The sequence below is a fragment of the Erwinia tasmaniensis Et1/99 genome, assembly GCF_000026185.1.
Lineage (GTDB): Bacteria > Pseudomonadota > Gammaproteobacteria > Enterobacterales > Enterobacteriaceae > Erwinia > Erwinia tasmaniensis.
This window is the reverse complement of the sequence record NC_010694.1, coordinates 285,974-310,410: the sequence shown is the minus strand read 5'-3', so window position 1 is coordinate 310,410 and position 24,437 is coordinate 285,974. Positions and strand designations below refer to the sequence as shown.

General features: G+C 53.3%; 17 protein-coding genes, 3 tRNA genes and 4 rRNA genes. 10 read left to right on the top strand and 14 right to left on the bottom strand.

The window, feature by feature from the left end; all coding sequences use genetic code 11:
• Positions 1–126 precede the first annotated feature (126 nt).
• From ETA_RS02400 to ETA_RS02370, 7 genes are all read left to right on the top strand, one after another.
• The gene (locus ETA_RS02400; protein WP_042958546.1) at positions 127–312 is read left to right on the top strand and encodes a hypothetical protein; all 186 of its coding nucleotides are present in this window, start codon (positions 127–129) and stop codon (positions 310–312) included.
• Between the two features lie 655 nt (positions 313–967).
• Positions 968–1,234: a hypothetical protein gene (locus tag ETA_RS19820; protein WP_012440022.1), complete on the top strand. Its 267-nt coding sequence runs from the start codon at positions 968–970 to the stop codon at positions 1,232–1,234.
• Positions 1,235–1,463: 229 nt separating this feature from the next.
• Complete coding sequence (gene lpxP, locus ETA_RS02390; RefSeq protein ID WP_012440021.1) at positions 1,464–2,384, top strand: kdo(2)-lipid IV(A) palmitoleoyltransferase; 921 nt, start codon at positions 1,464–1,466, stop codon at positions 2,382–2,384.
• A 334-nt stretch (positions 2,385–2,718) separates the two neighbouring features.
• Complete coding sequence (locus ETA_RS02385) at positions 2,719–3,744, top strand: amino acid ABC transporter substrate-binding protein (RefSeq protein ID WP_012440020.1); 1,026 nt, start codon at positions 2,719–2,721, stop codon at positions 3,742–3,744.
• A 67-nt stretch (positions 3,745–3,811) separates the two neighbouring features.
• Positions 3,812–4,990 (top strand): amino acid ABC transporter permease, encoded by a 1,179-nt coding sequence (locus tag ETA_RS02380; protein WP_012440019.1) that lies wholly within the window; start codon positions 3,812–3,814, stop codon positions 4,988–4,990.
• A 13-nt stretch (positions 4,991–5,003) separates the two neighbouring features.
• Positions 5,004–6,104, top strand: a complete 1,101-nt coding sequence (locus ETA_RS02375) for an amino acid ABC transporter permease (protein WP_012440018.1) — start codon at positions 5,004–5,006, stop codon at positions 6,102–6,104.
• Between the two features lie 10 nt (positions 6,105–6,114).
• Positions 6,115–6,861 carry an amino acid ABC transporter ATP-binding protein gene (locus tag ETA_RS02370; RefSeq protein ID WP_012440017.1) on the top strand — a complete coding sequence of 249 codons (747 nt, stop codon included), beginning with the start codon at positions 6,115–6,117 and terminating at the stop codon, positions 6,859–6,861.
• A gap of 173 nt (positions 6,862–7,034) precedes the next feature.
• Here ETA_RS02370 and rrf (ETA_RS02365) read toward each other — a convergent pair.
• From rrf (ETA_RS02365) to pepQ, 11 genes are all read right to left on the bottom strand, one after another.
• Positions 7,035–7,150: ribosomal RNA gene (rrf, locus tag ETA_RS02365) — 5S ribosomal RNA — on the bottom strand.
• A gap of 35 nt (positions 7,151–7,185) precedes the next feature.
• Positions 7,186–7,261: transfer RNA gene (locus tag ETA_RS02360), tRNA-Thr, on the bottom strand.
• A gap of 48 nt (positions 7,262–7,309) precedes the next feature.
• A 5S ribosomal RNA gene (gene rrf / locus ETA_RS02355) occupies positions 7,310–7,425 on the bottom strand.
• Between the two features lie 148 nt (positions 7,426–7,573).
• Positions 7,574–10,480, bottom strand: a 23S ribosomal RNA gene (locus tag ETA_RS02350).
• Positions 10,481–10,686: 206 nt separating this feature from the next.
• Positions 10,687–10,762 (bottom strand) — tRNA-Ala (locus ETA_RS02345).
• Between the two features lie 148 nt (positions 10,763–10,910).
• Positions 10,911–10,987: transfer RNA gene (locus ETA_RS02340), tRNA-Ile, on the bottom strand.
• Between the two features lie 73 nt (positions 10,988–11,060).
• Positions 11,061–12,600: ribosomal RNA gene (locus ETA_RS02335) — 16S ribosomal RNA — on the bottom strand.
• The 16S, 23S and 5S rRNA genes sit together here with 3 tRNA genes alongside, the layout of an rRNA operon.
• A 415-nt stretch (positions 12,601–13,015) precedes the next feature.
• The gene (hemG, locus tag ETA_RS02330) at positions 13,016–13,549 is read right to left on the bottom strand and encodes a menaquinone-dependent protoporphyrinogen IX dehydrogenase (protein ID WP_012440016.1); all 534 of its coding nucleotides are present in this window, start codon (positions 13,547–13,549) and stop codon (positions 13,016–13,018) included.
• Positions 13,550–13,563: 14 nt separating this feature from the next.
• Positions 13,564–15,015, bottom strand: a complete 1,452-nt coding sequence (gene trkH, locus ETA_RS02325) for a Trk system potassium transporter TrkH (protein ID WP_012440015.1) — start codon at positions 15,013–15,015, stop codon at positions 13,564–13,566.
• 28 nt (positions 15,016–15,043) lie between these two features.
• Entirely contained in the window at positions 15,044–15,655 is a 612-nt protein-coding gene (locus ETA_RS02320; RefSeq protein WP_012440014.1) for an IMPACT family protein, read from the bottom strand.
• Positions 15,655–16,986 carry a Xaa-Pro dipeptidase gene (gene pepQ, locus ETA_RS02315; RefSeq protein ID WP_012440013.1) on the bottom strand — a complete coding sequence of 444 codons (1,332 nt, stop codon included), beginning with the start codon at positions 16,984–16,986 and terminating at the stop codon, positions 15,655–15,657. Before pepQ ends, ETA_RS02320 begins: the two co-directional genes overlap by 1 nt.
• Before the next feature lie 185 nt (positions 16,987–17,171).
• On the opposite strand from pepQ, the gene fadB reads away from it, so the two are divergent.
• Positions 17,172–19,358: a fatty acid oxidation complex subunit alpha FadB gene (gene fadB / locus ETA_RS02310; RefSeq protein ID WP_012440012.1), complete on the top strand. Its 2,187-nt coding sequence runs from the start codon at positions 17,172–17,174 to the stop codon at positions 19,356–19,358.
• A gap of 10 nt (positions 19,359–19,368) precedes the next feature.
• Positions 19,369–20,532 (top strand): acetyl-CoA C-acyltransferase FadA, encoded by a 1,164-nt coding sequence (fadA, locus tag ETA_RS02305; RefSeq protein WP_012440011.1) that lies wholly within the window; start codon positions 19,369–19,371, stop codon positions 20,530–20,532.
• A 94-nt stretch (positions 20,533–20,626) separates the two neighbouring features.
• Here fadA and fre read toward each other — a convergent pair whose 3' ends face one another.
• Both fre and ubiD read right to left on the bottom strand, forming a co-directional pair.
• Positions 20,627–21,328 carry an NAD(P)H-flavin reductase gene (gene fre / locus ETA_RS02300; RefSeq protein ID WP_012440010.1) on the bottom strand — a complete coding sequence of 234 codons (702 nt, stop codon included), beginning with the start codon at positions 21,326–21,328 and terminating at the stop codon, positions 20,627–20,629.
• 44 nt (positions 21,329–21,372) lie between these two features.
• Entirely contained in the window at positions 21,373–22,857 is a 1,485-nt protein-coding gene (ubiD, locus tag ETA_RS02295) for a 4-hydroxy-3-polyprenylbenzoate decarboxylase (protein ID WP_012440009.1), read from the bottom strand.
• A gap of 248 nt (positions 22,858–23,105) precedes the next feature.
• Between ubiD and rfaH the strand changes: the two genes are divergently transcribed.
• Positions 23,106–23,606 carry a transcription/translation regulatory transformer protein RfaH gene (gene rfaH, locus ETA_RS02290; protein ID WP_012440008.1) on the top strand — a complete coding sequence of 167 codons (501 nt, stop codon included), beginning with the start codon at positions 23,106–23,108 and terminating at the stop codon, positions 23,604–23,606.
• A 30-nt stretch (positions 23,607–23,636) separates the two neighbouring features.
• On the opposite strand, the gene tatD is transcribed toward rfaH, so the two are convergent.
• The gene (tatD, locus tag ETA_RS02285) at positions 23,637–24,416 is read right to left on the bottom strand and encodes a 3'-5' ssDNA/RNA exonuclease TatD (protein ID WP_012440007.1); all 780 of its coding nucleotides are present in this window, start codon (positions 24,414–24,416) and stop codon (positions 23,637–23,639) included.
• Between the last annotated feature and the right edge of the window lie 21 nt (positions 24,417–24,437).

Genomic DNA, 24,437 nt, shown 5'->3' with positions numbered 1-24,437 from the left:
TTTTTATCGACAATGATAATATCGGTTCTATAGCGTATAGGGGTGCCATGCTTGCCGGCCAAAAAAAAATATCACATTGACAGAGATATCACGTTTTCCGTATATGATGATAACAAGGATGGAATAATGACAGTGGAGCTACTTGATATGGTAAAAAAACCTGGCGATAACGTTCCTGATGAGGCTATGTGGAATAAACAGTTTTCATCTGGTTTAAGATACTATCCATTAATACTCAAGACAAAAAACGATGACATTATTATTACCGAAAAAGGAGCCCCTCTTTATGTATGCTCAAAAAAAGTTAAGTAATGTATCTGTTATTGCTAGATTGACTGCGTACAAAGGCTAAATCTCGTGGATGCCAGGAAAAAGCGACGGGGCCATCTATGATGAGAGTCATTTTAATATGCCAGGCATCAGGGACAACGTAGCCACGGATTATTCTTGAGAGCGGCAAAGCTTTCCTGCGGGCTCATACCTTTGGCCTACAGGGATAAAATCTGGTTGTCCATCTGTGTGATACGCGCCTGGTTTTTCTTTATCAGCTTCGTTTCAAAGGTGTGTTCGACGCCATGTCCCTCGTCAGCTCGGGGAATAACTGATTGAGATCTCCTCCAGCTTTAAGTCCTGTAGCCAGTTCAGCAACGAGCGCCCGGAGTCTCTTTCCGTCCAGATTTTACCTGTCTCCGTTATTGGAGTGAAGGTATCAACAACCGGCAATGACACAATCTCGCTTACCATCCACCCAATCATAGAGCCAGCGCCCCGCTGGAGGGATAGGTCAAAACAGTTCAACGAAAAAAATTCCGGCAACCCCGGCTGGCGGTCATATGCGCCTGAACGCTGAACCTGATGTCTGATGTCTGATGTCTGATGTCTGATGTCTGATGTCTGATGCCTGATGCCTGATGCCTGATGCCTGATGTCTGATGTCTGATGTCTGATGTCTGATGTCTGATGTCTGATGTCTGATGTCTGTCCAAAGGAGCTGCGATTTTTTATCAATGGTTTGATTTTAAAACAAATACCTGCAACAACTTTAAGCCTGTACCGTGCTATCATGGTGCAATATATGGGCTGGTTCCATCCCGACTATCAAGTTGTTTTAAAGCGCTTATTCCTTCGGACAGGCGCTTTTTTATTATCCGTACAGAAAGTGGATGAAGCTGGCGGCAAAAATACATCAATACTACAAAACGCTGTTTTAAGAAAATACCTGTTAATCTCGTAAAGCAGAATCGGTATCTTATGTATAAAATAGCCCGTTATGGACATCTCTTCGCAGAGCCCTCACCATCTCTACTACGCTGCACGTACCTCCCGCGAGTGTAAATTTTTCGTCAAGAGTAGAAAGCGGCTAAACCATAGTCCTGAACGGGTGTCTGAGTCATTGTACCGCAACTGATTGGCTTCATGATGCGTTACAGGTTCTCTAACTCTCAACGTCTGAATGAGTATTTATGAAGCAGTCACAGAATTTCCACAGAAGCTTTCTGCATCCGCGCTACTGGTTAACCTGGTTTGGCGTGGGCGTCTTATTTCTGCTGGTTCAGCTACCCTACCCGCTGTTGCACAAGCTGGGCACCTGGATGGGACGCACCTCCATGCGTTTTATGAAACGCCGCGTTTCTATTGCACGCCGTAATCTTGAGCTCTGTTTCCCCGAGATGGATAGAGAGCATCTGGAACGCCGCATTATCGGTAATTTCGAATCACTTGGTATGGGATTACTGGAAACCGGCATGGCCTGGTTCTGGTCAGACCGCCGGGTAAAGCGCTGGTTTAGCGTTAAGGGTCTCCATAACCTACAGGCTGCACAGGCGAACGGCCGTGGGGCATTGATTATCGGCGTGCACTTCATGTCACTTGAGCTGGGCGGCCGCACGATGGGCATGTGCCAGCCAATGATGGCGATGTATCGCCCGCACAATAATAAACTGATGGAATGGGTGCAGACAAAAGGTCGCATGCGTTCCAATAAGGCCATGATCAACCGGCGTGACCTTCGTGGCATGGTACAAGCGCTGAAGCAGGGTGAAGCCGTCTGGTTTGCTCCTGATCAGGATTACGGCCCGAAAGGCAGCGTCTTTGCCCCGCTGTTTGCCGTTCCAGAAGCGGCTACCACCAGTGGAACCTGGATGCTGGCACGAATGGCCAAACCCGCGCTGATCACCGTCGTTTTGGTGCGTAATGAGGACGGAAGCGGGTATGAGCTGGTGATCCAGCCAGAGCTGAAGGATTACCCTATCGAAAGCGAGCAGCAGGCTGCTGAGTATATGAACCGGGTCATTGAGCGCGAAATTATGCGCGCACCGAATCAATATATGTGGCTCCATCGCCGCTTTAAAACACGCCCGGCCGGCGCCAGCTCATTATATTAACCAACCCTGCTTTCCCTTCAGCGCCTGCGGGCGCTGCCCCCCAAAGCTCCCCATTTTTACTCTTCTGTTATGCCATGTTGCGCGTGACTTGCCGCAGCTGAAACGATTCGCACTGCTTCTGCTCTTTCCCACTGATTTCGCCCTTTATTGGTGCAAGCCATCAGGCCAGGCTTCAAACCATCTTCATTAAACATCTAAAGTTTCTAATAAGTTCAGGGTACTGCAACTCTGGCATCCTCCTTGCACTGTTGTAAATGGCTTCGGCTACAGACAGGCAAAGCGCACCAAAGCGTACGCCAAAAATAATAAATGAAATTGCCACACAGGATGCTTTATGAAAAAGATGATGCTCTCCACGCTGGTTAGCGCCGCAGCACTGTTTTCGATTGCTAATCAGGCACATGCCGGCACTACGCTGGATGCGATAAAAAAGAAAGGCTTCGTCCAGTGCGGTATCAGTGACGGACTGCCAGGCTTTTCCTACGCCGATGCCAGCGGTAAATTTAGCGGCATCGATGTCGACGTCTGCCGCGCTGCCGCTGCGGCAGTGCTGGGTGATGCAGGGAAAGTGAAATATACCCCGCTAACGGCCAAAGAACGCTTTACCGCTTTGCAGTCCGGTGAAGTGGACATTCTTTCGCGTAACACCACCTGGACCTCCTCGCGTGACGGCGGTATGGGCTTTATTTTCGCTGGCGTGAACTACTACGACGGCATCGGCTTCTTAACCCACCAGAAAGCAGGACTGAAAAGCGCGAAAGAGCTGGACGGCGCAACCGTCTGTATTCAGGCCGGTACTGATACCGAACTGAACGTCGCCGACTATTTCAAAGCAAACAAAATGCAGTACACCCCGGTAACCTTCGACCGTTCTGACGAATCGGCAAAAGCGCTGGACAGCGGTCGCTGCGATACCCTGGCTTCCGACCAGTCCCAGCTGTATGCGTTGCGTATCAAACTGGGCAAACCAGACGACTTTATCGTGCTGCCGGAGGTGATTTCGAAAGAGCCACTGGGCCCGGTGGTGCGCCGCGATGATAATGACTGGTTTACCATCGTCAAATGGTCACTGTACGCCATGCTGAATGCCGAAGAGATGGGGATCACCTCGAAAAATGTCGATAGCCTGTCGGCGAAACCATCCAACCCGGATATGTCACATCTGCTCGGTGCTGAAGGTGATTTCGGTAAAGATCTGAAGCTGGATAACAAATGGGCTTATAACATCATTAAGCAAGTGGGTAACTATCAGGAAGTCTTTGACCGTAACGTCGGAAAAGACAGTCAGCTGAAAATTGCCCGCGGCCAGAATGCACTGTGGAACAATGGCGGTATTCAGTACGCACCGCCAGTACGCTAACACCTCCGATTAGCGGGCACCGGGATCCCGGTGCCCACCCCCGAATATTCGTCACTGAGGTTTTATCATGTCTCCACGCCCAGCCGTAAAAAGGGAATTTTCCCTTGGTCATCCTGCGGTGCGCGCCTGGCTTTTCCAGATTGTGGCGGTCGTCGCGGTCCTTATGGTGGCTGGTTATCTGATCCACAACACCATCAATAATCTTGCCAGCCGTGGCATTACCTCCGGATTTGGTTTCCTTGAACGTAGCGCTGGCTTCGGCATCGTCCAGCATCTCATTGATTACACGGAAGGAGATAGCTATGCGCGCGTATTTCTGGTTGGGTTAACCAACACCCTGCTGGTCTCCGCGCTCTGTATCTTTTTCGCTTCATTACTGGGCTTTTTTGTCGGCCTGGCGCGCCTGTCAGACAACTGGCTATTGCGTAAACTGTCCACTGTCTACGTCGAGACTTTCCGCAATATTCCACCGCTTTTGCAGATCTTCTTCTGGTACTTTGCGGTGCTGCGCAATCTTCCGGGACCACGCCAGGCGCTGAATGCCTTCGACCTGGCTTTTGTCAGTAATCGTGGACTATACGTTCCGTGGCCTGAATATGCCGCTGGAACCGTGCCCTTCCTGCTTGCCCTGCTGCTGGCAATAGCTGTCACGACCGTGCTGTTTCGTTATAACAAGCAGTATCAGCTGAAAACCGGGCGACAGCGCAGGACTTGGCCCGCCGCCGTTGCCACGCTGGTTATGTTTCCGCTAGTGGCTTTTCTGCTGGCAGGCAGCCCGATGCACTGGGATGTCCCGCAGCTGCGCGGATTTAATTTCCGTGGCGGATTTGTCCTAATCCCGGAGCTGGCTGCGCTGACGCTGGCGTTGTCGATCTATACCTCTACGTTTATTGCCGAGGTCATACGCTCTGGGATCCAGTCAGTACCACACGGTCAGCATGAAGCAGCATCTTCTCTCGGCTTACCGCATGCGGCCACGCTGCGTCAGGTAATTATTCCGCAGGCGATGCGCGTCATTATTCCCCCGCTAACCAGTCAGTATCTCAATGTTGTCAAAAATTCCTCATTGGCTGCGGCAATCGGCTATCCCGATATGGTGTCGCTGTTTGCCGGTACGGTGCTCAACCAGACGGGACAGGCGATTGAAACCATCGCTATCACTATGGGGGTTTATCTCATCATTAGCCTGTCGATTTCGCTGTTAATGAACATCTACAACCGCAAAATCGCCCTGATTGAGCGCTAGAGAAGAGAATATTATGACTTTTATCACTCATGAAACGTCAACCGCTAATCACAATACGCTTTCACGTTCTATCGCATGGGCCAGAAAAAATCTCTTCTCAAGCATCGGTAATTCTTTGCTGACGCTGTTATGCCTTTGGATTATGTGGGAAGCACTTCCCCCTGCACTTAACTGGTTGGTATTTCAGGCCAACTGGACAGGCGATACGCGCACAGACTGTAGCAAAGAGGGGGCATGCTGGGTGTTTATCCATGCGCGCTTTGGTCAGCTGATGTATGGGCTTTATCCACATGAGCTGCGTTGGCGCATCAATCTGGCTCTAATCGTCGGCCTGCTGTCAATTGTTCCGATGTTCCTGAAAAATCTACCGCGCCGTGGCAGTTATATTATTGGCTGGGCGGTGGTTTATCCCCTGCTGGTATGGCTGCTGATGTACGGCGGCTTACTGGGGCTGGAGCGCGTGGAAACCCGCCAGTGGGGCGGTCTGACCCTGACGCTGATTATTGCTGCGGTGGGTATTGCTGGTGCATTGCCCACCGGCGTTCTGCTGGCTCTGGGCAGACGATCGCAAATGCCGGTTGTGCGTACCCTGTGCGTATTATTCATTGAGTTCTGGCGTGGGGTTCCGCTTATCACCGTCCTGTTTATGTCCTCGGTGATGCTACCGCTATTTATGGCAGAAGGCAGCTCCATTGATAAGCTAATACGTGCTTTGGTTGGCGTGATCCTGTTTCAGTCTGCCTATGTAGCGGAAGTGGTACGTGGTGGGCTGCAGGCGCTGCCGAAAGGTCAGTACGAGGCCGCTGAATCGCTGGCGTTAGGTTACTGGAAAACACAGGGGCTGGTGATCCTGCCTCAGGCATTGAAGCTGGTGATACCGGGGCTGGTGAATACTATTATTGCCCTGTTTAAAGATACCAGTCTGGTGATCATTATCGGTCTGTTCGATCTGTTCAGCAGCGTGCAGCAGGCTACCGTTGACCCGGCCTGGCTGGGCATGTCCACCGAAGGCTATGTTTTCGCAGCCCTTATCTATTGGATCTTCTGTTTTAGTATGTCGCGCTACAGCCAGCATCTGGAGCAGCGCTTCCACACCGGGCGTACACCGCACTAAGGTTAATAATATGAAAAATGACAACGCGATGATGATAACGCTTGAGAACGTTAACAAATGGTATGGCCAGTTCCACGTTCTGAAGGATATAAACCTGCAGGTTAAGCCTCGTGAACGTATCGTTCTCTGCGGGCCTTCCGGTTCTGGAAAATCGACCACGATACGCTGTATCAATCATTTGGAAGAGCATCAACAGGGGCGTATTGTTGTCGACGGAACCCTGCTGAATAACGATCTACGCAACATCGAACGTGTGCGTACTGAAGTCGGGATGGTGTTCCAACATTTCAACCTGTTCCCGCACTTGAGCGTATTACAGAACTGTACGCTTGCCCCCATTTGGGTGCGCAAAACGCCGAAGAAGGAAGCTGAAGAGCTGGCAATGCATTATCTGGAACGCGTACGTATTGCTGAACACGCGCATAAGTTTCCCGGTCAGCTATCGGGTGGACAGCAGCAGCGCGTAGCAATCGCTCGCTCTCTGTGTATGAAACCAAAAATCATGCTGTTTGATGAACCCACCTCCGCGCTGGATCCAGAGATGGTTAAAGAAGTGCTGGATACCATGATTGGCCTTGCGGAAGACGGTATGACAATGCTGTGTGTTACCCATGAAATGGGCTTTGCCCGCACCGTCGCCGACCGTGTGATCTTTATGGATCGCGGTGAAATCGTTGAACAGGCTCCGCCAGAGCGGTTTTTTGCCAACCCTGAGTCCGAACGTACTCGCGCTTTCCTCTCGCAAGTTATTCACTAACTCCCTCTCTCATTCTCCCGTAGCTTACAAAACTTCCGTCAGAAATGGCGGAAGTTTTATTTGCCGCTCATTGAGTGCGGCTTTTCCCGGAAACAGGCAGGGCTTTGGCGGAGTTTTCGGGTTAAATAACGCAAAAAGGCCACCCCGAAGGATGGCCTTTTGCTTTATTTGATGCTTGGCAGTTCCCTACTCTCGCATGGGGAGACCCCACACTACCATCGGCGCTACGGCGTTTCACTTCTGAGTTCGGCATGGGGTCAGGTGGGACCACCGCGCTACAGCCGCCAGGCAAATTCTTTATTTACCGAACTCATTTAATTTTACTGGTGCTGATACCCAGAGTCGAACTGGGGACCTCACCCTTACCAAGGGTGCGCTCTACCAACTGAGCCATATCAGCACACTTAATTTTAAAAGGCGACATTGATATCGCCCTTATATATTTGATGCCTGGCAGTTCCCTACTCTCGCATGGGGAGACCCCACACTACCATCGGCGCTACGGCGTTTCACTTCTGAGTTCGGCATGGGGTCAGGTGGGACCACCGCGCTACAGCCGCCAGGCAAATTCTTTGTGCACGAAACGAATCTTTTTCACTGGTGCCGCGTTGGCCCAGCGCAAAATCTTTCGTTTCCGCTAATTCTTTTATCCGGTACAAGCTGAAAATATCTTTGCGTCTCTCAACACAACCCAGAACGCTTCTGGCGTTGTAAGGTTAAGCCTCACGGGTCATTAGTACCGGTTAGCTCAACGCATCGCTGCGCTTACACACCCGGCCTATCAACGTCGTAGTCTTCAACGTCCCTTCAGGACTCTCAAGGAGTCAGGGAAGATTCATCTCGAGGCAAGTTTCGCGCTTAGATGCTTTCAGCGCTTATCTTTTCCGCACTTAGCTACCGGGCAATGCCATTGGCATGACAACCCGAACACCAGCGGTGCGTTCACTCCGGTCCTCTCGTACTAGGAGCAACCCCTCTCAATCTTCCAGCGCCCACGGCAGATAGGGACCGAACTGTCTCACGACGTTCTAAACCCAGCTCGCGTACCACTTTAAACGGCGAACAGCCGTACCCTTGGGACCTACTTCAGCCCCAGGATGTGATGAGCCGACATCGAGGTGCCAAACACCGCCGTCGATATGAACTCTTGGGCGGTATCAGCCTGTTATCCCCGGAGTACCTTTTATCCGTTGAGCGATGGCCCTTCCATTCAGAACCACCGGATCACTATGACCTGCTTTCGCACCTGCTCGAGCCGTCACTCTCGCAGTCAAGCCAGCTTATGCCATTGCACTAACCTCACGATGTCCGACCGTGATTAGCTGACCTTCGTGCTCCTCCGTTACTCTTTAGGAGGAGACCGCCCCAGTCAAACTACCCACCAGACACTGTCCCCACGCCGGATCACGGCGCCAGGTTAGAACATCAAACGTTAAAGGGTGGTATTTCAAGGTTGGCTCCACGCAGACTGGCGTCCACGCTTCGAAGCCTCCCACCTATCCTACACATCAAGGCTCAATGTTCAGTGTCAAGCTGTAGTAAAGGTTCACGGGGTCTTTCCGTCTTGCCGCGGGTACACTGCATCTTCACAGCGAGTTCAATTTCACTGAGTCTCGGGTGGAGACAGCCTGGCCATCATTACGCCATTCGTGCAGGTCGGAACTTACCCGACAAGGAATTTCGCTACCTTAGGACCGTTATAGTTACGGCCGCCGTTTACCGGGGCTTCGATCAAGAGCTTCTCCTTGCGGATAACCCCATCAATTAACCTTCCGGCACCGGGCAGGCGTCACACCGTATACGTCCACTTTCGTGTTTGCACAGTGCTGTGTTTTTAATAAACAGTTGCAGCCAGCTGGTATCTTCGACTGGCTTCGGCTCCACGAGCTTGTCGCTTCACCTACGCGCCAGCGTGCCTTCTCCCGAAGTTACGGCACCATTTTGCCTAGTTCCTTCACCCGAGTTCTCTCAAGCGCCTTGGTATTCTCTACCTGACCACCTGTGTCGGTTTGGGGTACGATTGGTCGTTACCTGATGCTTAGAGGCTTTTCCTGGAAGCAGGGCATTTGTTACTTCAGCACCGTAGTGCCTCGTCATCACGCCTCAGCCTTAAAGAGTTCCGGATTTGCCTGGAACTCAAGCCTACACGCTTAAACCGGGACAACCGTCGCCCGGCTAACATAGCCTTCTCCGTCCCCCCTTCGCAGTAACGCCCAGTACGGGAATATTAACCCGTTTCCCATCGACTACGCCTTTCGGCCTCGCCTTAGGGGTCGACTCACCCTGCCCCGATTAACGTTGGACAGGAACCCTTGGTCTTCCGGCGAGCGGGCTTTTCACCCGCTTTATCGTTACTTATGTCAGCATTCGCACTTCTGATACCTCCAGCATGCCTCACAGCACACCTTCGACGGCTTACAGAACGCTCCCCTACCCAACAACGCATAAGCGTCGCTGCCGCAGCTTCGGTGCATGGTTTAGCCCCGTTACATCTTCCGCGCAGGCCGACTCGACCAGTGAGCTATTACGCTTTCTTTAAATGATGGCTGCTTCTAAGCCAACATCCTGGCTGTCTGTGCCTTCCCACATCGTTTCCCACTTAACCATGACTTTGGGACCTTAGCTGGCGGTCTGGGTTGTTTCCCTCTTCACGACGGACGTTAGCACCCGCCGTGTGTCTCCCGTGATAACATTCTCCGGTATTCGCAGTTTGCATCGGGTTGGTAAGCCGGGATGGCCCCCTAGCCGAAACAGTGCTCTACCCCCGGAGATGAGTTCACGAGGCGCTACCTAAATAGCTTTCGGGGAGAACCAGCTATCTCCCGGTTTGATTGGCCTTTCACCCCCAGCCACAGGTCATCCGCTAATTTTTCAACATTAGTCGGTTCGGTCCTCCAGTTAGTGTTACCCAACCTTCAACCTGCCCATGGCTAGATCACCGGGTTTCGGGTCTATACCCTGCAACTTAACGCCCAGTTAAGACTCGGTTTCCCTGCGGCTCCCCTATACGGTTAACCTTGCTACAGAATATAAGTCGCTGACCCATTATACAAAAGGTACGCAGTCACACCACGAAGGTGCTCCCACTGCTTGTACGTACACGGTTTCAGGTTCTGTTTCACTCCCCTCGCCGGGGTTCTTTTCGCCTTTCCCTCACGGTACTGGTTCACTATCGGTCAGTCAGGAGTATTTAGCCTTGGAGGATGGTCCCCCCATATTCAGACAGGATGTCACGTGTCCCGCCCTACTCATCGAACTCACAGCAAGTGCATTTTTGTGTACGGGGCTGTCACCCTTTACTGCGCGACTTTCCAGACGCTTCCACTAATGCACAAACTGATTCAGGTTCTGGGCTGTTCCCCGTTCGCTCGCCGCTACTGGGGGAATCTCGGTTGATTTCTTTTCCTCGGGGTACTTAGATGTTTCAGTTCCCCCGGTTCGCCTCATGCCACTATGTATTCATGACATGATAGTGCAACGGATTGCACTGGGTTTCCCCATTCGGGTATCGTCGGTTGTTGCGGTTCATATCACCTTACCGACGCTTATCGCAGATTAGCACGCCCTTCATCGCCTCTGACTGCCTAGGCATCCACCGTGTACGCTTAGTCGCTTAACCTCACAACCCACAAGCGTCCCGAAAGACGTGTGTCGGTCGTAAGCATTTGAGAGACTCGAACGTATCGTTGATTTCATTCTTATTACGGAGAATGAATACGACACGTCGTTTCAATTTTCAGCTTGTTCCGGATTATTAAAGAGCATAATACTTCGCAGCATACTGTTAGACAGTATGCTCTGAAGTATTGAAATAGAAAAACCATATGGTGGAGCTAAGCGGGATCGAACCGCTGACCTCCTGCGTGCAAGGCAGGCGCTCTCCCAGCTGAGCTATAGCCCCATACGGTCTTACAGAAACCTTTTTCTACCAGGAGTCACATTGTTTTTCGTTAATAAAAACAATGTAATTCGTGCTCAGGCAAGGCATGTATGAGGGAAGTTTACTTAGAGTAAACGACCGAGTACATAACGCCGCATGAGTGCGAATTTGGTAGGCCTGAGTGGACTTGAACCACCGACCTCACCCTTATCAGGGGTGCGCTCTAACCACCTGAGCTACAAGCCTGTAGAGGTTTTTCTGCTCGTTACTTTTTCATCAGACAATCTGTGTGGACACTGCGCCGGAAGGTATCTTCAGGTAAGGAGGTGATCCAACCGCAGGTTCCCCTACGGTTACCTTGTTACGACTTCACCCCAGTCATGAATCACAAAGTGGTAAGCGCCCTCCCGAAGGTTAAGCTACCTACTTCTTTTGCAACCCACTCCCATGGTGTGACGGGCGGTGTGTACAAGGCCCGGGAACGTATTCACCGTAGCATTCTGATCTACGATTACTAGCGATTCCGACTTCACGGAGTCGAGTTGCAGACTCCGATCCGGACTACGACGCACTTTATGAGGTCCGCTTGCTCTCGCGAGGTCGCTTCTCTTTGTATGCGCCATTGTAGCACGTGTGTAGCCCTGGCCGTAAGGGCCATGATGACTTGACGTCATCCCCACCTTCCTCCGGTTTATCACCGGCAGTCTCCTTTGAGTTCCCGACCGAATCGCTGGCAACAAAGGATAAGGGTTGCGCTCGTTGCGGGACTTAACCCAACATTTCACAACACGAGCTGACGACAGCCATGCAGCACCTGTCTCACGGTTCCCGAAGGCACTAAGGCATCTCTGCCGAATTCCGTGGATGTCAAGGCCAGGTAAGGTTCTTCGCGTTGCATCGAATTAAACCACATGCTCCACCGCTTGTGCGGGCCCCCGTCAATTCATTTGAGTTTTAACCTTGCGGCCGTACTCCCCAGGCGGTCGACTTAACGCGTTAGCTCCGGAAGCCACTCCTCAAGGGAACAGCCTCCAAGTCGACATCGTTTACGGCGTGGACTACCAGGGTATCTAATCCTGTTTGCTCCCCACGCTTTCGCACCTGAGCGTCAGTCTTTGTCCAGGGGGCCGCCTTCGCCACCGGTATTCCTCCAGATCTCTACGCATTTCACCGCTACACCTGGAATTCTACCCCCCTCTACAAGACTCTAGCCTGCCAGTTTCGAATGCAGTTCCCGGGTTGAGCCCGGGGATTTCACATCCGACTTGACAGACCGCCTGCGTGCGCTTTACGCCCAGTAATTCCGATTAACGCTTGCACCCTCCGTATTACCGCGGCTGCTGGCACGGAGTTAGCCGGTGCTTCTTCTGCGGGTAACGTCAATCGACGGGGTTATTAACCCCATCGCCTTCCTCCCCGCTGAAAGTACTTTACAACCCGAAGGCCTTCTTCATACACGCGGCATGGCTGCATCAGGCTTGCGCCCATTGTGCAATATTCCCCACTGCTGCCTCCCGTAGGAGTCTGGACCGTGTCTCAGTTCCAGTGTGGCTGGTCATCCTCTCAGACCAGCTAGGGATCGTCGCCTAGGTGAGCCGTTACCCCACCTACTAGCTAATCCCATCTGGGCACATCCGATGGCGTGAGGCCCGAAGGTCCCCCACTTTGGTCCGTAGACGTTATGCGGTATTAGCTACCGTTTCCAGTAGTTATCCCCCTCCATCGGGCAGTTTCCCAGACATTACTCACCCGTCCGCCACTCGTCACCCAAGAGCAAGCTCTCTGTGCTACCGTTCGACTTGCATGTGTTAGGCCTGCCGCCAGCGTTCAATCTGAGCCATGATCAAACTCTTCAATTAAAAGTTCGATTTGCTGAAACAAGTTCAGCGATGCTCAATCGTAAAACGTCATAATGAATGTCATTATGTGTTCACTCATGAGGCTTGATATTTTTTTTGACACCCGGAGGTGTCTGATATCAATCCTGCGAGTGCCCACACAGATTGTCTGATAAATTGTTAAAGAGCGGTGCGAACAGTGCCGGAGCTTCCTGTCGCGAGGTGGCGTATACTACGCTTTCCTCCTTCGGAGTCAACCTCTTTTTGAGAAGTTTTTCCGGCGATTCAGAACTTCCTGAACCTCTCAACACGCTGGCCTGTAAGCCGTTGTTCCGTGTCGATGGAGGCGCATTATAGGGAGTTCTCAACGGCTGACAAGTGTTTATTGCAAAAAAATGACCGTGCGCGTTATTTTTCAGCGAAACGCGTTTTTTTACTACAGTTTGCTGGGTAATTCAGCAAATTCATGAGCAAAACGGCTTACCTGCTGCCAGTCGGTGTACTCGATTTCCTTACTTGTATCCGTTTCACCCTTCGTCATGCGCATAATCAGCTGAATCATCGTGCGATCGAAGAAGCCATATAGCGGATAGCGCAGTGCACCGGCAAAAACCGCACAGCAGTCAGGTTCCCACGGTGACTGAAGCAGGAACTTACGGGTATAGGCGTTGGTCTGCGGCGTACGCTTCTCCGGCTTACGTGCCGTCAGGTTCACAGAGAAAAAACCGCTCGCGCGCTGCTGCAATGCGTTGAGATGTCGTTTGACAAATTTCGCCACGACCGGCTGGAAATGGCCGTAACGGATCGATGCACCAATCAGTACCCTGTCATATTGCGCCCAGTCAATATCGTCAACGTGTTGGATGTTGAAAACATCGCATTCACGCTGCTCTTTAAGGAGGTTAGCAATATAAAAGGCAATCTGGCGGGTTTGGCCATCACGGCTGGAAAATAGAATTAGCGCTTTCATTATTAAACTCTCGCTTACTCACGCCAGAATGTTGGCGTAAACAGAACTAATAAAGTAAAGACTTCAAGACGCCCGAACAGCATCGTCAAAATCAGGATCCACTTAGCAGTGTCATTCATTGAAGTGAAGTTATCCGCCACGACCCCTAAGCCTGGGCCCAGGTTATTCAACGTCGCGGCAACAGCCGCAAAAGCCGAGAAGTCATCAACGCCGGTCGCAATAATCGCCAGCATGCTGAGGATAAAGACCAACGCATAGGCAGAGAAAAATCCCCACACCGCTTCAAGGATACGTTCAGGCAACGCACGATTGCCCAGCTTAATGGTATAAACCGCATTGGGGTGCACAAGCCTCTTCAACTCGCGCGATCCCTGCTTAAACAATAGCAGAATGCGGATAACCTTCAGCCCCCCGCCGGTAGAACCAGCACAGCCGCCGATAAACGCGGAGCACAGCAGTAACACCGGCAGGAATAATGGCCAACGGGCGATGCTGTCAGTGGTAAATCCGGCGGTAGTCGCCATTGAAACCACCTGGAAAAAAGCCTGGTTGAGCGTCTGCATACCGCTTTGATAAACGTCGTGGAACCACAGTACCAGGGTACAAATTATCACCAGCGTAATCTGTACGCCAATGAACATGCGGAATTCCGGATCACGCCAGTAAACGCGCAGATTGCGCCCACTGAGTAATGAGAAGTGCAGACCATAGTTGCAGCCGGAGATCAGCAGAAAAACGGCGATAATGGTATTTATGGTTGGGCTATTAAAGTAGCCAATGCTGGCATCGTGGGTGGAAAAGCCACCAATGGCGATAGTGGAGAAGCTGTGGCCAATCGCATCGAACGCCGACATGCCCGCCAGCCACAGGGCGAGCGCGCAGGCTACGGTCAGCAAAACATAAATGAGCCACAACGTTTTCGCCGTTTCAGCAATGCGCGGACGCATCTTGTTGTCTTTCAGTGGGCCGGGCATCTCGGCGCGGTAAAGCTGCATTCCCCCAACGCCGAGGATAGGCAGGATCGCCACGGCAAGCACGATAATCCCCATCCCCCCCAGCCATTGCAGCATCTGGCGGTAAAACAGAATCGCTTTCGGCAGTGTATCCAGCCCTGTGAGGGTCGTCGCCCCCGTCGTTGTCAGAGCGGAAAATGACTCAAAAAAAGCATCGGTCAACTTGAGGTGCGGCTGCTCTGTAAAGATAAACGGCATGGCCCCCACGCTACCCAACACCGTCCAGAACAGCACGACGATAAGAAACCCTTCGCGCGGCTTCAGCTCACTCTTCTTTTTACGGTTCGGCCACCAGAGTAATGTGCCGATCATCAGCGCCATAAAAAACGTCTGGGTGAATGCACGCCCTGCGCCGTCGCGATAAATCAATGCCACCAGCCCAGGCACGATCATGGTGCCCGAAAACAAAATGACCAGTAAACCCACTATGCGGGTAATGGCGCGAAAATGCATTCTGCCGTTCCTTTCCTGACGTGAAGTATTATTTAAACGAGACTAATTGCAGAGCGCCCCGGCTGAAGTCGGACAGATTTTTCCTGAAGCCCGCCACCTGCGCATGCGGCAGCGCCAGGGTGAGAGTAATGTTTTCCAGAAACTCACTGTTGAGCACCTGCCCATCGAAGCGGGCCACCAGGCGCTCAATTTCACCCAGTTGCCCATAGTCGCAGATAAGGCTGAAGGTGAGCATGGGAACTTTGACCCGGCGAGGCAGCAGGCGCAGCGCCTGCTGGACACCGCCGCCGTAAGCTTTAACCAGCCCGCCGGTTCCCAGCATAATGCCGCCGTAATAACGCACGACCACCGCCGTGATCTCGCCAATATGGCTTCCCATCAGCTGAGCCAGTATCGGTTTACCGGCGGTACCGGACGGTTCACCGTCATCGGAGAAGCCCAGCTGCTGCGAATCATCAGGCGCACCGGCGACAAATGCCCAGCAGTGATGCCGCGCTGCCGGATGCTGCCGCTTGATCTGCTGGACAAAGGCGCGGGCCTCATCGAGGCCATCAGTATGAGCCAGCAGCGTGATAAAACGGCTTTTTTTGATCTCTTCGCTAAGGCTAAACGGCTCCGCCGGAATATCGTAAGCGTTCATCAGGCCAGATGAAGATCGCGCGTCATGTTTTCCACGCTATTTTTGTGGATAACCACGTTATCTTCGATACGAATACCGCCATAAGCCTTCAACTCATCGATTTTCGCCCAGTCAAAATACTGGCTGAATTTCCCCGCACGCCAAGGAGCCAGCAGAGAATCGATAAAGTAGATCCCCGGTTCAATGGTCAGCACCATTCCCGGCTCCAGCACGCGGGTGCAGCGCAGATAAGGATACTGCTGTGGCGCAGCGAGATGCGTACCGCGGTCGTCCTGCATAAAGCCTGCAACATCATGCACCTGTAGGCCCAGCGAGTGCCCAATACCATGCGGCATAAATGGCCCGGTGAGGTTTTCTTTCACCATTGCTTCCGCAGTAAGTCCGTTGACCAGCTGATGTTTAAGCAGCAGGCTGGCGATGCGGTAATGCATCTGCTGATGATATTCAGTGTAGCGTACGCCCGTTTTCATCGTGGCTATCAGCTCCAGCTCTTCCTTATTCATATCTTTAATCAGCTGGGCATAATCGCTGCCTTCACTTGCCGCATAGCTGCGGGTGAGATCGGCGGCGTAACCTTGGTATTCCGCCCCTGCGTCAATCAGGAAACTGCGGCGCTTTTCGGGCGGCTGCTGGTCGAGTTTTGTGTAATGTAACACCGCCGCGTGTTCGTTTAACGCGATGATGTTGCCGTAGGGCACGTCGGTATCCCGGTGGCCGGTGGCGCTAAGGTAGGCCACGTTGATGTCAAACTCGCTCAACCGCGACTTAAAGGCTTCTTTCGCCGCACGGTGGCCGGTGACTGCGATCACCTGCGCCTGGCGCAGGCAGTAGAGTTCATAGCCGGTTTTATACGCACGATGATAATGTAGGAAGTCGATGACGCCCGGAGGATTAATCGCCTCGGTGTTGAAACCCAGTTGGGTAGCACGCGCGGGCACCGGGCCAATATAGGCCACGTTCTGGCGCTGTGTAGGCAACAGCCGGGCGATATCATCGGCGTTTTTCAGCGGGACAATATCGATTTCGCCCGTCCAGAAGCTTTGCGGCAGCGGCTCCACGTCATGCCAGTAATCAACAGGAGAATAGAACCACAGCTTAGGCTTGTTGACGCCATCAATCCACAGCCAGCAGTTTGGCACCTGGGTGACGGGAACCCAGGCTTTGAACTGTGGATTCACTTTAAACGGATAGGTGTGATCATCAAGGAATACCGTGAGTAATTCCCCGGAATGAATCAACATTGCATCAAGACTGTGGCGCGCCAAGACCTGCTGGGCCCGCTGTTGCAGAGTTTTGATATGCTCCTGATAGAGCGTTACTAACGACTCCATGATCCCTCTCCGTGATTACGAAATTGCCGTCATCTTACCACAGCCTGCCGGGGTATGCCGTTTTGCCGCAGCTGTGATCCTGCTGGCAAATACGCAACTTAATATTTGCAAATCATTAACACCAATCCCACACTCCAGATCATCTGGTATGACCAGATCCCCTTATCGCGGTTCAGGAGACAGATATGCTCTACCAAGGCGAAACCCTTTCCCTCGACTGGCTGGAAGACGGCATAGCCGAGCTGGTCTTTGATGCCCCCGGCTCGGTGAATAAGCTCGATACGCAGACCGTTGCCAGCCTGGGCGAAGCCATCTCCGTGCTGGAGCAGCAGCCAGGGCTGCGCGGCGTGCTGCTCAGCTCGCGCAAATCGGCGTTTATCGTCGGTGCCGATATTATGGAATTTCTGTCGCTTTTCGCCGCGCCGGCGGAACGACTCACCCAGTGGCTGGCGTTTGCTAACGGCATCTTTAACCGACTTGAGGATCTGCCTGTGCCAACGGTATCCGCCATCAGTGGCTACGCGTTGGGCGGCGGTTGTGAGTGTGTGCTTGCTACCGATTTTCGTATTGCCAGCACCGATACACGCATTGGCCTGCCGGAAACCAGATTAGGCATTATGCCGGGTTTTGGCGGCTCGGTACGCCTGCCACGCCTGCTGGGCGCTGACAGCGCGCTGGAAATTATTGCCGCCGGAAAAGATATTGATGCCATGCAGGCTTTAAAGGTGGGTCTGGTGGATGCCGTCGTCAGCGTGGATAAACTTCACGCGGCGGCGGTTTCCATGCTGAAAGAAGCCATTGCGGGCAAATTATCCTGGCGTGAACGTCGGCAGCTCAAGCTGGAGCCGTTGAAACTAAGCAAAATTGAGGCAGCCATGAGTTTCAGCACCGCCAAAGCGCTGGTGCTGCACACCGCCGGTAAGCACTATCCGGCCCCGCTTACCGCCGTGAAAACCATTGAGGCGGCGGCCGGCTTGAGGCGCGACGAAGCCCTGAAGCTGGAAACGGCGGCTTTTGTGCCGCTGGCGCGCTCTGATGAGGCCCGTGCTCTGGTTGGCATCTTCCTGAATGACCAGGCCGTGAAGGCCAAAGCAAAAAAACTGACGCAAGGCGTCGCAGCACCCGAGCGTGCCGCCGTGCTGGGTGCAGGCATTATGGGCGGCGGCATTGCCTATCAATCTGCCTGCAAAGGCACCCCCATCATCATGAAAGACATTAACGAAAACGCGCTGATGCTCGGGATGAGCGAAGCCGCAAAGCTGCTCAATAAGCAGTTGGCGCGCGGCAAGATTGATGGCCTGGAGCTGGCCAGCATCATGAGTACGATTCAGCCAGCGCTTCACTATGCCAGTTTTGAGCAGGTCGATATGGTGGTCGAAGCGGTGGTGGAAAATCCGCAGGTGAAGGCCACCGTGCTGGCAGAAACAGAGCGTCATATCCGCCCGGATGCCATCCTCGCCTCGAATACTTCGACAATTCCGATCGACAGGCTGGCTGAAACGTTAACCCGCCCGGAAAATTTCTGCGGCATGCACTTTTTTAATCCCGTACCACGTATGCCGCTGGTTGAAGTGATCCGTGGTGCCAAAACGGCGGATGCCACCATCGCCAAAGCGATCGCCTGGGCCAGCAAAATGGGCAAAACGCCCATTGTGGTTAACGACTGTCCCGGCTTCTTTGTTAACCGCGTACTGTTCCCCTACTTTGCTGGTTTTAGCCTGTTACTGCGCGATGGGGCTGACTTCCGCCAGATCGACAAAGTGATGGAAAAACAGTTTGGCTGGCCAATGGGGCCTTCGTGGTTGCTGGACGTGGTGGGCATTGATACCGCGCATCATGCGCAGAACGTGATGGCAGAAGGATTCCCGGCACGGATGAAGAAAGAGTACCGCGATGCCGTTGACGTCCTGTTTGCGGCAAAACGTTACGGGCAGAAAAATCAGCGGGGATTCTGGCGCTGGGAAACCGATAGCAAAGGAAAGCTGAAGAAAGTCGCCGACGATGAAATCGATGGTCTGCTGCAAAGCGTCTGCCGCCCCAAACGTGCGTTCAGCGATGAGGATATCGTGGCCCGCATGATGATACCGATGATCAACGAAGTGGTGCGATGCCTGGATGAAGGCGTGATCGCCAGCCCGGCAGAGGCCGATATGGCGCTGGTGTATGGTCTTGGCTTCCCCCCCTTTCGCGGCGGTGCTTTCCGCTATCTGGATACCCAAGGCAGCGGGAATTACCTCGCGCTTGCAGAACCTTTCACCGCGCTCGGCCCGCTCTATCAGGTGCCGGAAAGTATACGTGAAAAGGCCGCCGCAGGCGCGAGCTGGTACTCCGCGGCAGCCCCGCTGGACAACACACTATTAAGAACCGCGTGAGGAAAGCAAAATGGAAAAAGTTGTCATTGTTGATGCCATCCGCACCCCGATGGGGCGGTCGAAAGGCGGCGCATTTCGCCATGTGCGGGCTGAAGATCTCTCCGCTCATCTGATGCGCAGCCTGCTGAGCCGCAATCCGTCCGTCGATCCCGCCACGCTGGATGATATTTACTGGGGCTGCGTGCAGCAGACGTTGGAACAGGGGTTTAACATTGCCCGTAATGCCGCACTGCTGGCGGAAATTCCGCATTCTGTGCCCGCCACTACCGTCAATCGTTTGTGCGGCTCTTCCATGCAGGCGCTGCATGATGCCGCACGCGCCATTATGGTCGGTGATGCGCGTACCTGTCTGATCGGCGGCGTGGAGCATATGGGCCACGTGCCGATGAGTCACGGCGTTGATTTTCATCCCGGCCTGAGCCGTAACGTTGCCAAAGCTGCCGGAATGATGGGACTGACTGCTGAAATGCTGGCGCGGATGCACGGCATCAGCCGTGAAATGCAGGATCGGTTTGCCGCCCGCTCCCATCAGCGCGCAGCGGCAGCGACCCAGGCCGGGCACTTTGCCGCCGAGATTGTCGCCGTTTGTGGCCATGATGCCGATGGGGTGCTTAAGCGCTATGACGCCGATGAAGTGATCCGCCCCGAAACCACGGTGGAAAGCCTGATGGCATTACGCCCGGCTTTCGATCCGGTTGACGGTACGGTGACCGCTGGCAGCAGCTCGGCGCTGTCCGACGGTGCGGCAGCCATGCTGATAATGAGCGGATCACAGGCCAGGCAGCAGGGCCTGAAAGCACGCGCCCGCATCCGCTCCATGGCGGTGGTTGGCTGCGATCCGTCGATTATGGGTTACGGCCCGGTTCCCGCCTCTCAGCTGGCTTTAAAACGCGCCGGGCTAAGCATCGCAGATATCGGCGTGTTCGAACTGAATGAAGCTTTTGCCGCACAGACGCTGCCGTGCATTAAAGATTTGGGATTAATGGATAAACTTGACGAGAAGGTCAATCTGAACGGCGGTGCCATTGCACTCGGGCACCCGCTGGGCTGCTCTGGCGCTCGAATTAGCACCACGCTGCTGAACCTGATGGAACGGCGCGACGCACAGTTTGGCCTGGCCACCATGTGTATCGGGCTGGGTCAGGGGATAGCTACCGTGTTTGAACGAATTTGATACCGTCCAACCGCACATTTTTACCGCCTTTCAGGCAGGGGCGGTTTTTATCACTGCGTAAATAAAACAGGGGCAGCCAGGCTACCCCTGCCCGTCAGATAAAGGCAAAGGCATCACCAAACATATGCGCTTCCTGCGCGCCACGCTCGGCGCAGAAACGCTCACGGGCAATTTTTGCCATTTCAAAACGGCCGGCGATATAAATATCGTGCTCGGAAAGACTGCCATAATCCTGCATTACCGCCGTCAACACAGTACCATTTCGACCCGTAAAACCCTCTTCAGGCTGTTCAACCACCGGAACAACCTTCAGATTCGGATGCTTGATCGCCAACGCATTCAGTTCATCCAAATCATACAGGTGCTTCAGCTCACGTCCGCCCCAGTAAATCGCAATGTGGCGATCCGGCTGTTGTGCGAGTGCCGTCAGAAGAATGGAACGTGCGTAGGAAAAACCGGTGCCGCCCGCAATCAGGATCAGAGGACGATCGCCCTCATCACGTAACCACGCATCCCCATGAGGAATATCCACGGTGATCTGGCGCTGCTGTTGAATCCGCTCCATCACCGCCATGGCGTAGAGGTTCAGATCGGAAGCACCAATGTGCAGTTCGATGATGTCTTTTTCCATCGGCGTGGAGGCCAGCGAAAACGGACGTTTATCATTTTCGTCCATCACGACCATCAAATACTGACCCGCACGAAAACTGAAATCAGCCTCCGGGATCAGGCGGACACGGTATACGGTATCGGTAATAGCCTCTACTGAGGTCACTTTACAGCTTAAGGTTGTCATGCGTTCCCCTGTCGGGTCGTCATTATCATTTGACCATCAGCGCGTCAGCGCGCCGGTGTATCACTCAAGATGCCTAACTCATCCCATATTGCATCAATGCGGGCAACAACGGCGGGATCCTTACGGATAGGCGTTCCCCACTCACGTTGCGTTTCACCAGGCCATTTATTCGTCGCATCCATACCCATTTTTGACCCAAGACCGGAAACCGGCGAGGCAAAATCAAGATAGTCAATCGGCGTGTTTTCTACCAGAACCGTATCACGAGCCGGATCCATACGCGTAGTAATGGCCCAGATGACATCATTCCAGTCACGCGCATTGACGTCGTCATCGCAAACGATAACAAATTTGGTGTACATAAACTGTCGCAGGAAAGACCAGACGCCCATCATGACGCGTTTGGCGTGACCCGCATATTGCTTCTTAATCGTCACTACCGCCAGGCGATAGGAGCATCCTTCCGGCGGCAGATAGAAGTCGACGATCTCCGGAAACTGTTTTTGTAAAATGGGTACAAAGACCTCATTCAACGCTACGCCAAGCACGGCGGGTTCATCCGGCGGACGCCCGGTATAGGTCGAATGATAAATCGCATCACGCCGCTGAGTGATATGGGTAACGGTAAATACCGGGAAGTCATCTACTTCATTATAGTAGCCGGTATGATCACCGTAGGGGCCTTCCGGGGCCACTTCACCCGGCTCAATATAGCCTTCCAGCACAATCTCCGCACTGGCCGGCACTTCAAGATCGTTTGAGACGCACTTTACCACTTCGGTTTTCGTGCCGCGTAACAGCCCGGCAAAGGCATATTCTGACAGCGTATCCGGCACCGGCGTTACCGCACCGAGGATGGTCGCCGGATCGGCTCCGAGCGCCACTGAAACCGGGAAGCGTTCCCCCGGATGCTGCTGGCACCACTCCTGGAAGTCCAGCGCGCCGCCACGGTGGGAAAGCCAGCGCATAATCAGTTTGTTTTTACCGATAACCTGCTGACGATAGATGCCCAAATTCTGCCGCTCTTTTGACGGACCTCGCGTTACGGTCAGTCCCCAGGTTACCAGCGGAGCAGCATCCCCCGGCCAACACTTCATCACCGGGATACGGGTTAAATCGACATCATCGCCCTGCCAGATCTGCTGTTGGCAGGGGGCATTACGCAGCCGTTTCGTCGGCATATTTAAAACCTGCTTCCACTGCGGCATTTTATCAAAAAAGTCGCGAAAGCCACGCGGCGGCTCGGGCTCTTTTAAGAAGGCCAGCAGTTTTCCCACGTCACGCAGTGCCTTTACATCTTCCTGGCCCATCCCCAGCGCCACGCGATCCGGGGTGCCAAACAGATTGCAAAGCACCGGCATACTGTAACCTTTCGGGTTTTCAAACAGCAGCGCCGGACCACCGGCACGCAGCGTACGGTCGGCAATTTCGGTCATTTCCAGATCGGGATCGATCTCTTGTTTAATACGTTTTAATTCCCCACGCTGTTCAAGCAGAGAAATGAAGTCGCGTAAGTCGTGGTATTTCATGACTTTCCATCAGTACGGCCAGTGAGTCAGCCATTATAGTGCCGATCCACCGACAGAGGCTAATTTTGTTGGTAAGTTTAGGCGCTCCAGGGCCGTGTAGGCATGAGCATTTCGCTAATTTGAAAAAATTTTGCGTTCCGGCAAACACAAACTACCACGCTTTGCGATCCCCTGTTGCCTTCAATCTCGCTATAACTATGACAACGCTTTTGCTATTCTTATGAGCATGATAATTGGGAAGTGATGTTATGGAATCCTGGTATTTACTTTACTGCAAAAGAGGCCAGCTGCTGCGTGCGCAAGAACACCTTGGACGCCAGGCAGTGCACTGTTTAAGCCCAATGGTTTCAATAGAGAAAACGGTGCGTGGTAAACCTACGCGGGTCAGCGAACCGCTGTTCCCCAATTATCTGTTTGTTGAATTCGACCCGGAATCGATCCATACCACTACCATCAGCGCAACGCGTGGCGTAAGCCATTTTGTGCGTTTCGGCAATCAGCCCGCAACGGTACCGCTGGATGTCATCAACGCTTTGCAAACACATCCCGCGCTGTCGATTGACGACGCTGAATTGCCGCAGGTAGGCGATACCGTGATTATCACTGAAGGGGCATTTGAGGGGCTGAAAGCGATATTCACCGAACCGGATGGGGAAGCACGATCGATGCTACTGCTAAACCTGCTAAATAAGCAGGTCGTGCGCAGTGTCGCCAATCAACAGTTCAGATGCTGTAAGCCAGCCCTTTAGTCAAAGGCACATATCCTGTGCCTCACCACACTAAAGATTGAACAGCCTGCGCGCATTTAACGCCGTTTGCGCCGCGAGTTCACCAGCATCATCCCCACGTAATAACGCCACCTGCTGCACAATATGCGGTAAGAAGCAGGGCTCATTGCGCCTTGAGGGTGGCCGCGGACGCATATCTCGCGGCAGTAGCCAGGGGGCATCCGTTTCCAACAGCAGTCGGTCTGCGGGGATCAACGGCATCAATTCACGCAGCTCTTGTCCGCGCCGCTCATCACATATCCAGCCTGTAATACCAATGAATAAGCCTTCTGCCAGACAGGACTCCAGCTCCGGGCGCGTGCCGGTAAAGCAGTGCAATACCGCCGCCTTAAGCTTGGGCAGCCAGGGTTTGAGGATTGAGATAAAGCGCTCATGGGCTTCACGGCAGTGCAGGAATACCGGCAGGGACAGCTCCGCAGCCAGCGCCAGCTGAGCATTAAAGGCGTAGGCCTGCTGTTCTGGATCTGAAAAATTGCGGTTAAAATCAAGGCCGCACTCGCCGATGGCCACCATTTGGGGACTCTCCGCCAGCCGCCGCAGGGTCGCTGCGGTCTCTCCCGACCACTCGCTGGCATGATGAGGATGCACTCCCGCCGTTGACCAGCAGTAGTCCGGATGCTGGCGCGCCAGACTGAGTGCCTGCTGACTTTCTAGCGCATTAGTGCCGGTGATAAGCATGCCGCTGACGCCCGCCTCACGCGCACGTTTTATCACCTTATCACGATCTTTCGCAAACTGGGTGCTGGTCAGGTTTACCCCAATATCAAACATAGTCTCTTCCAAACGGTAACC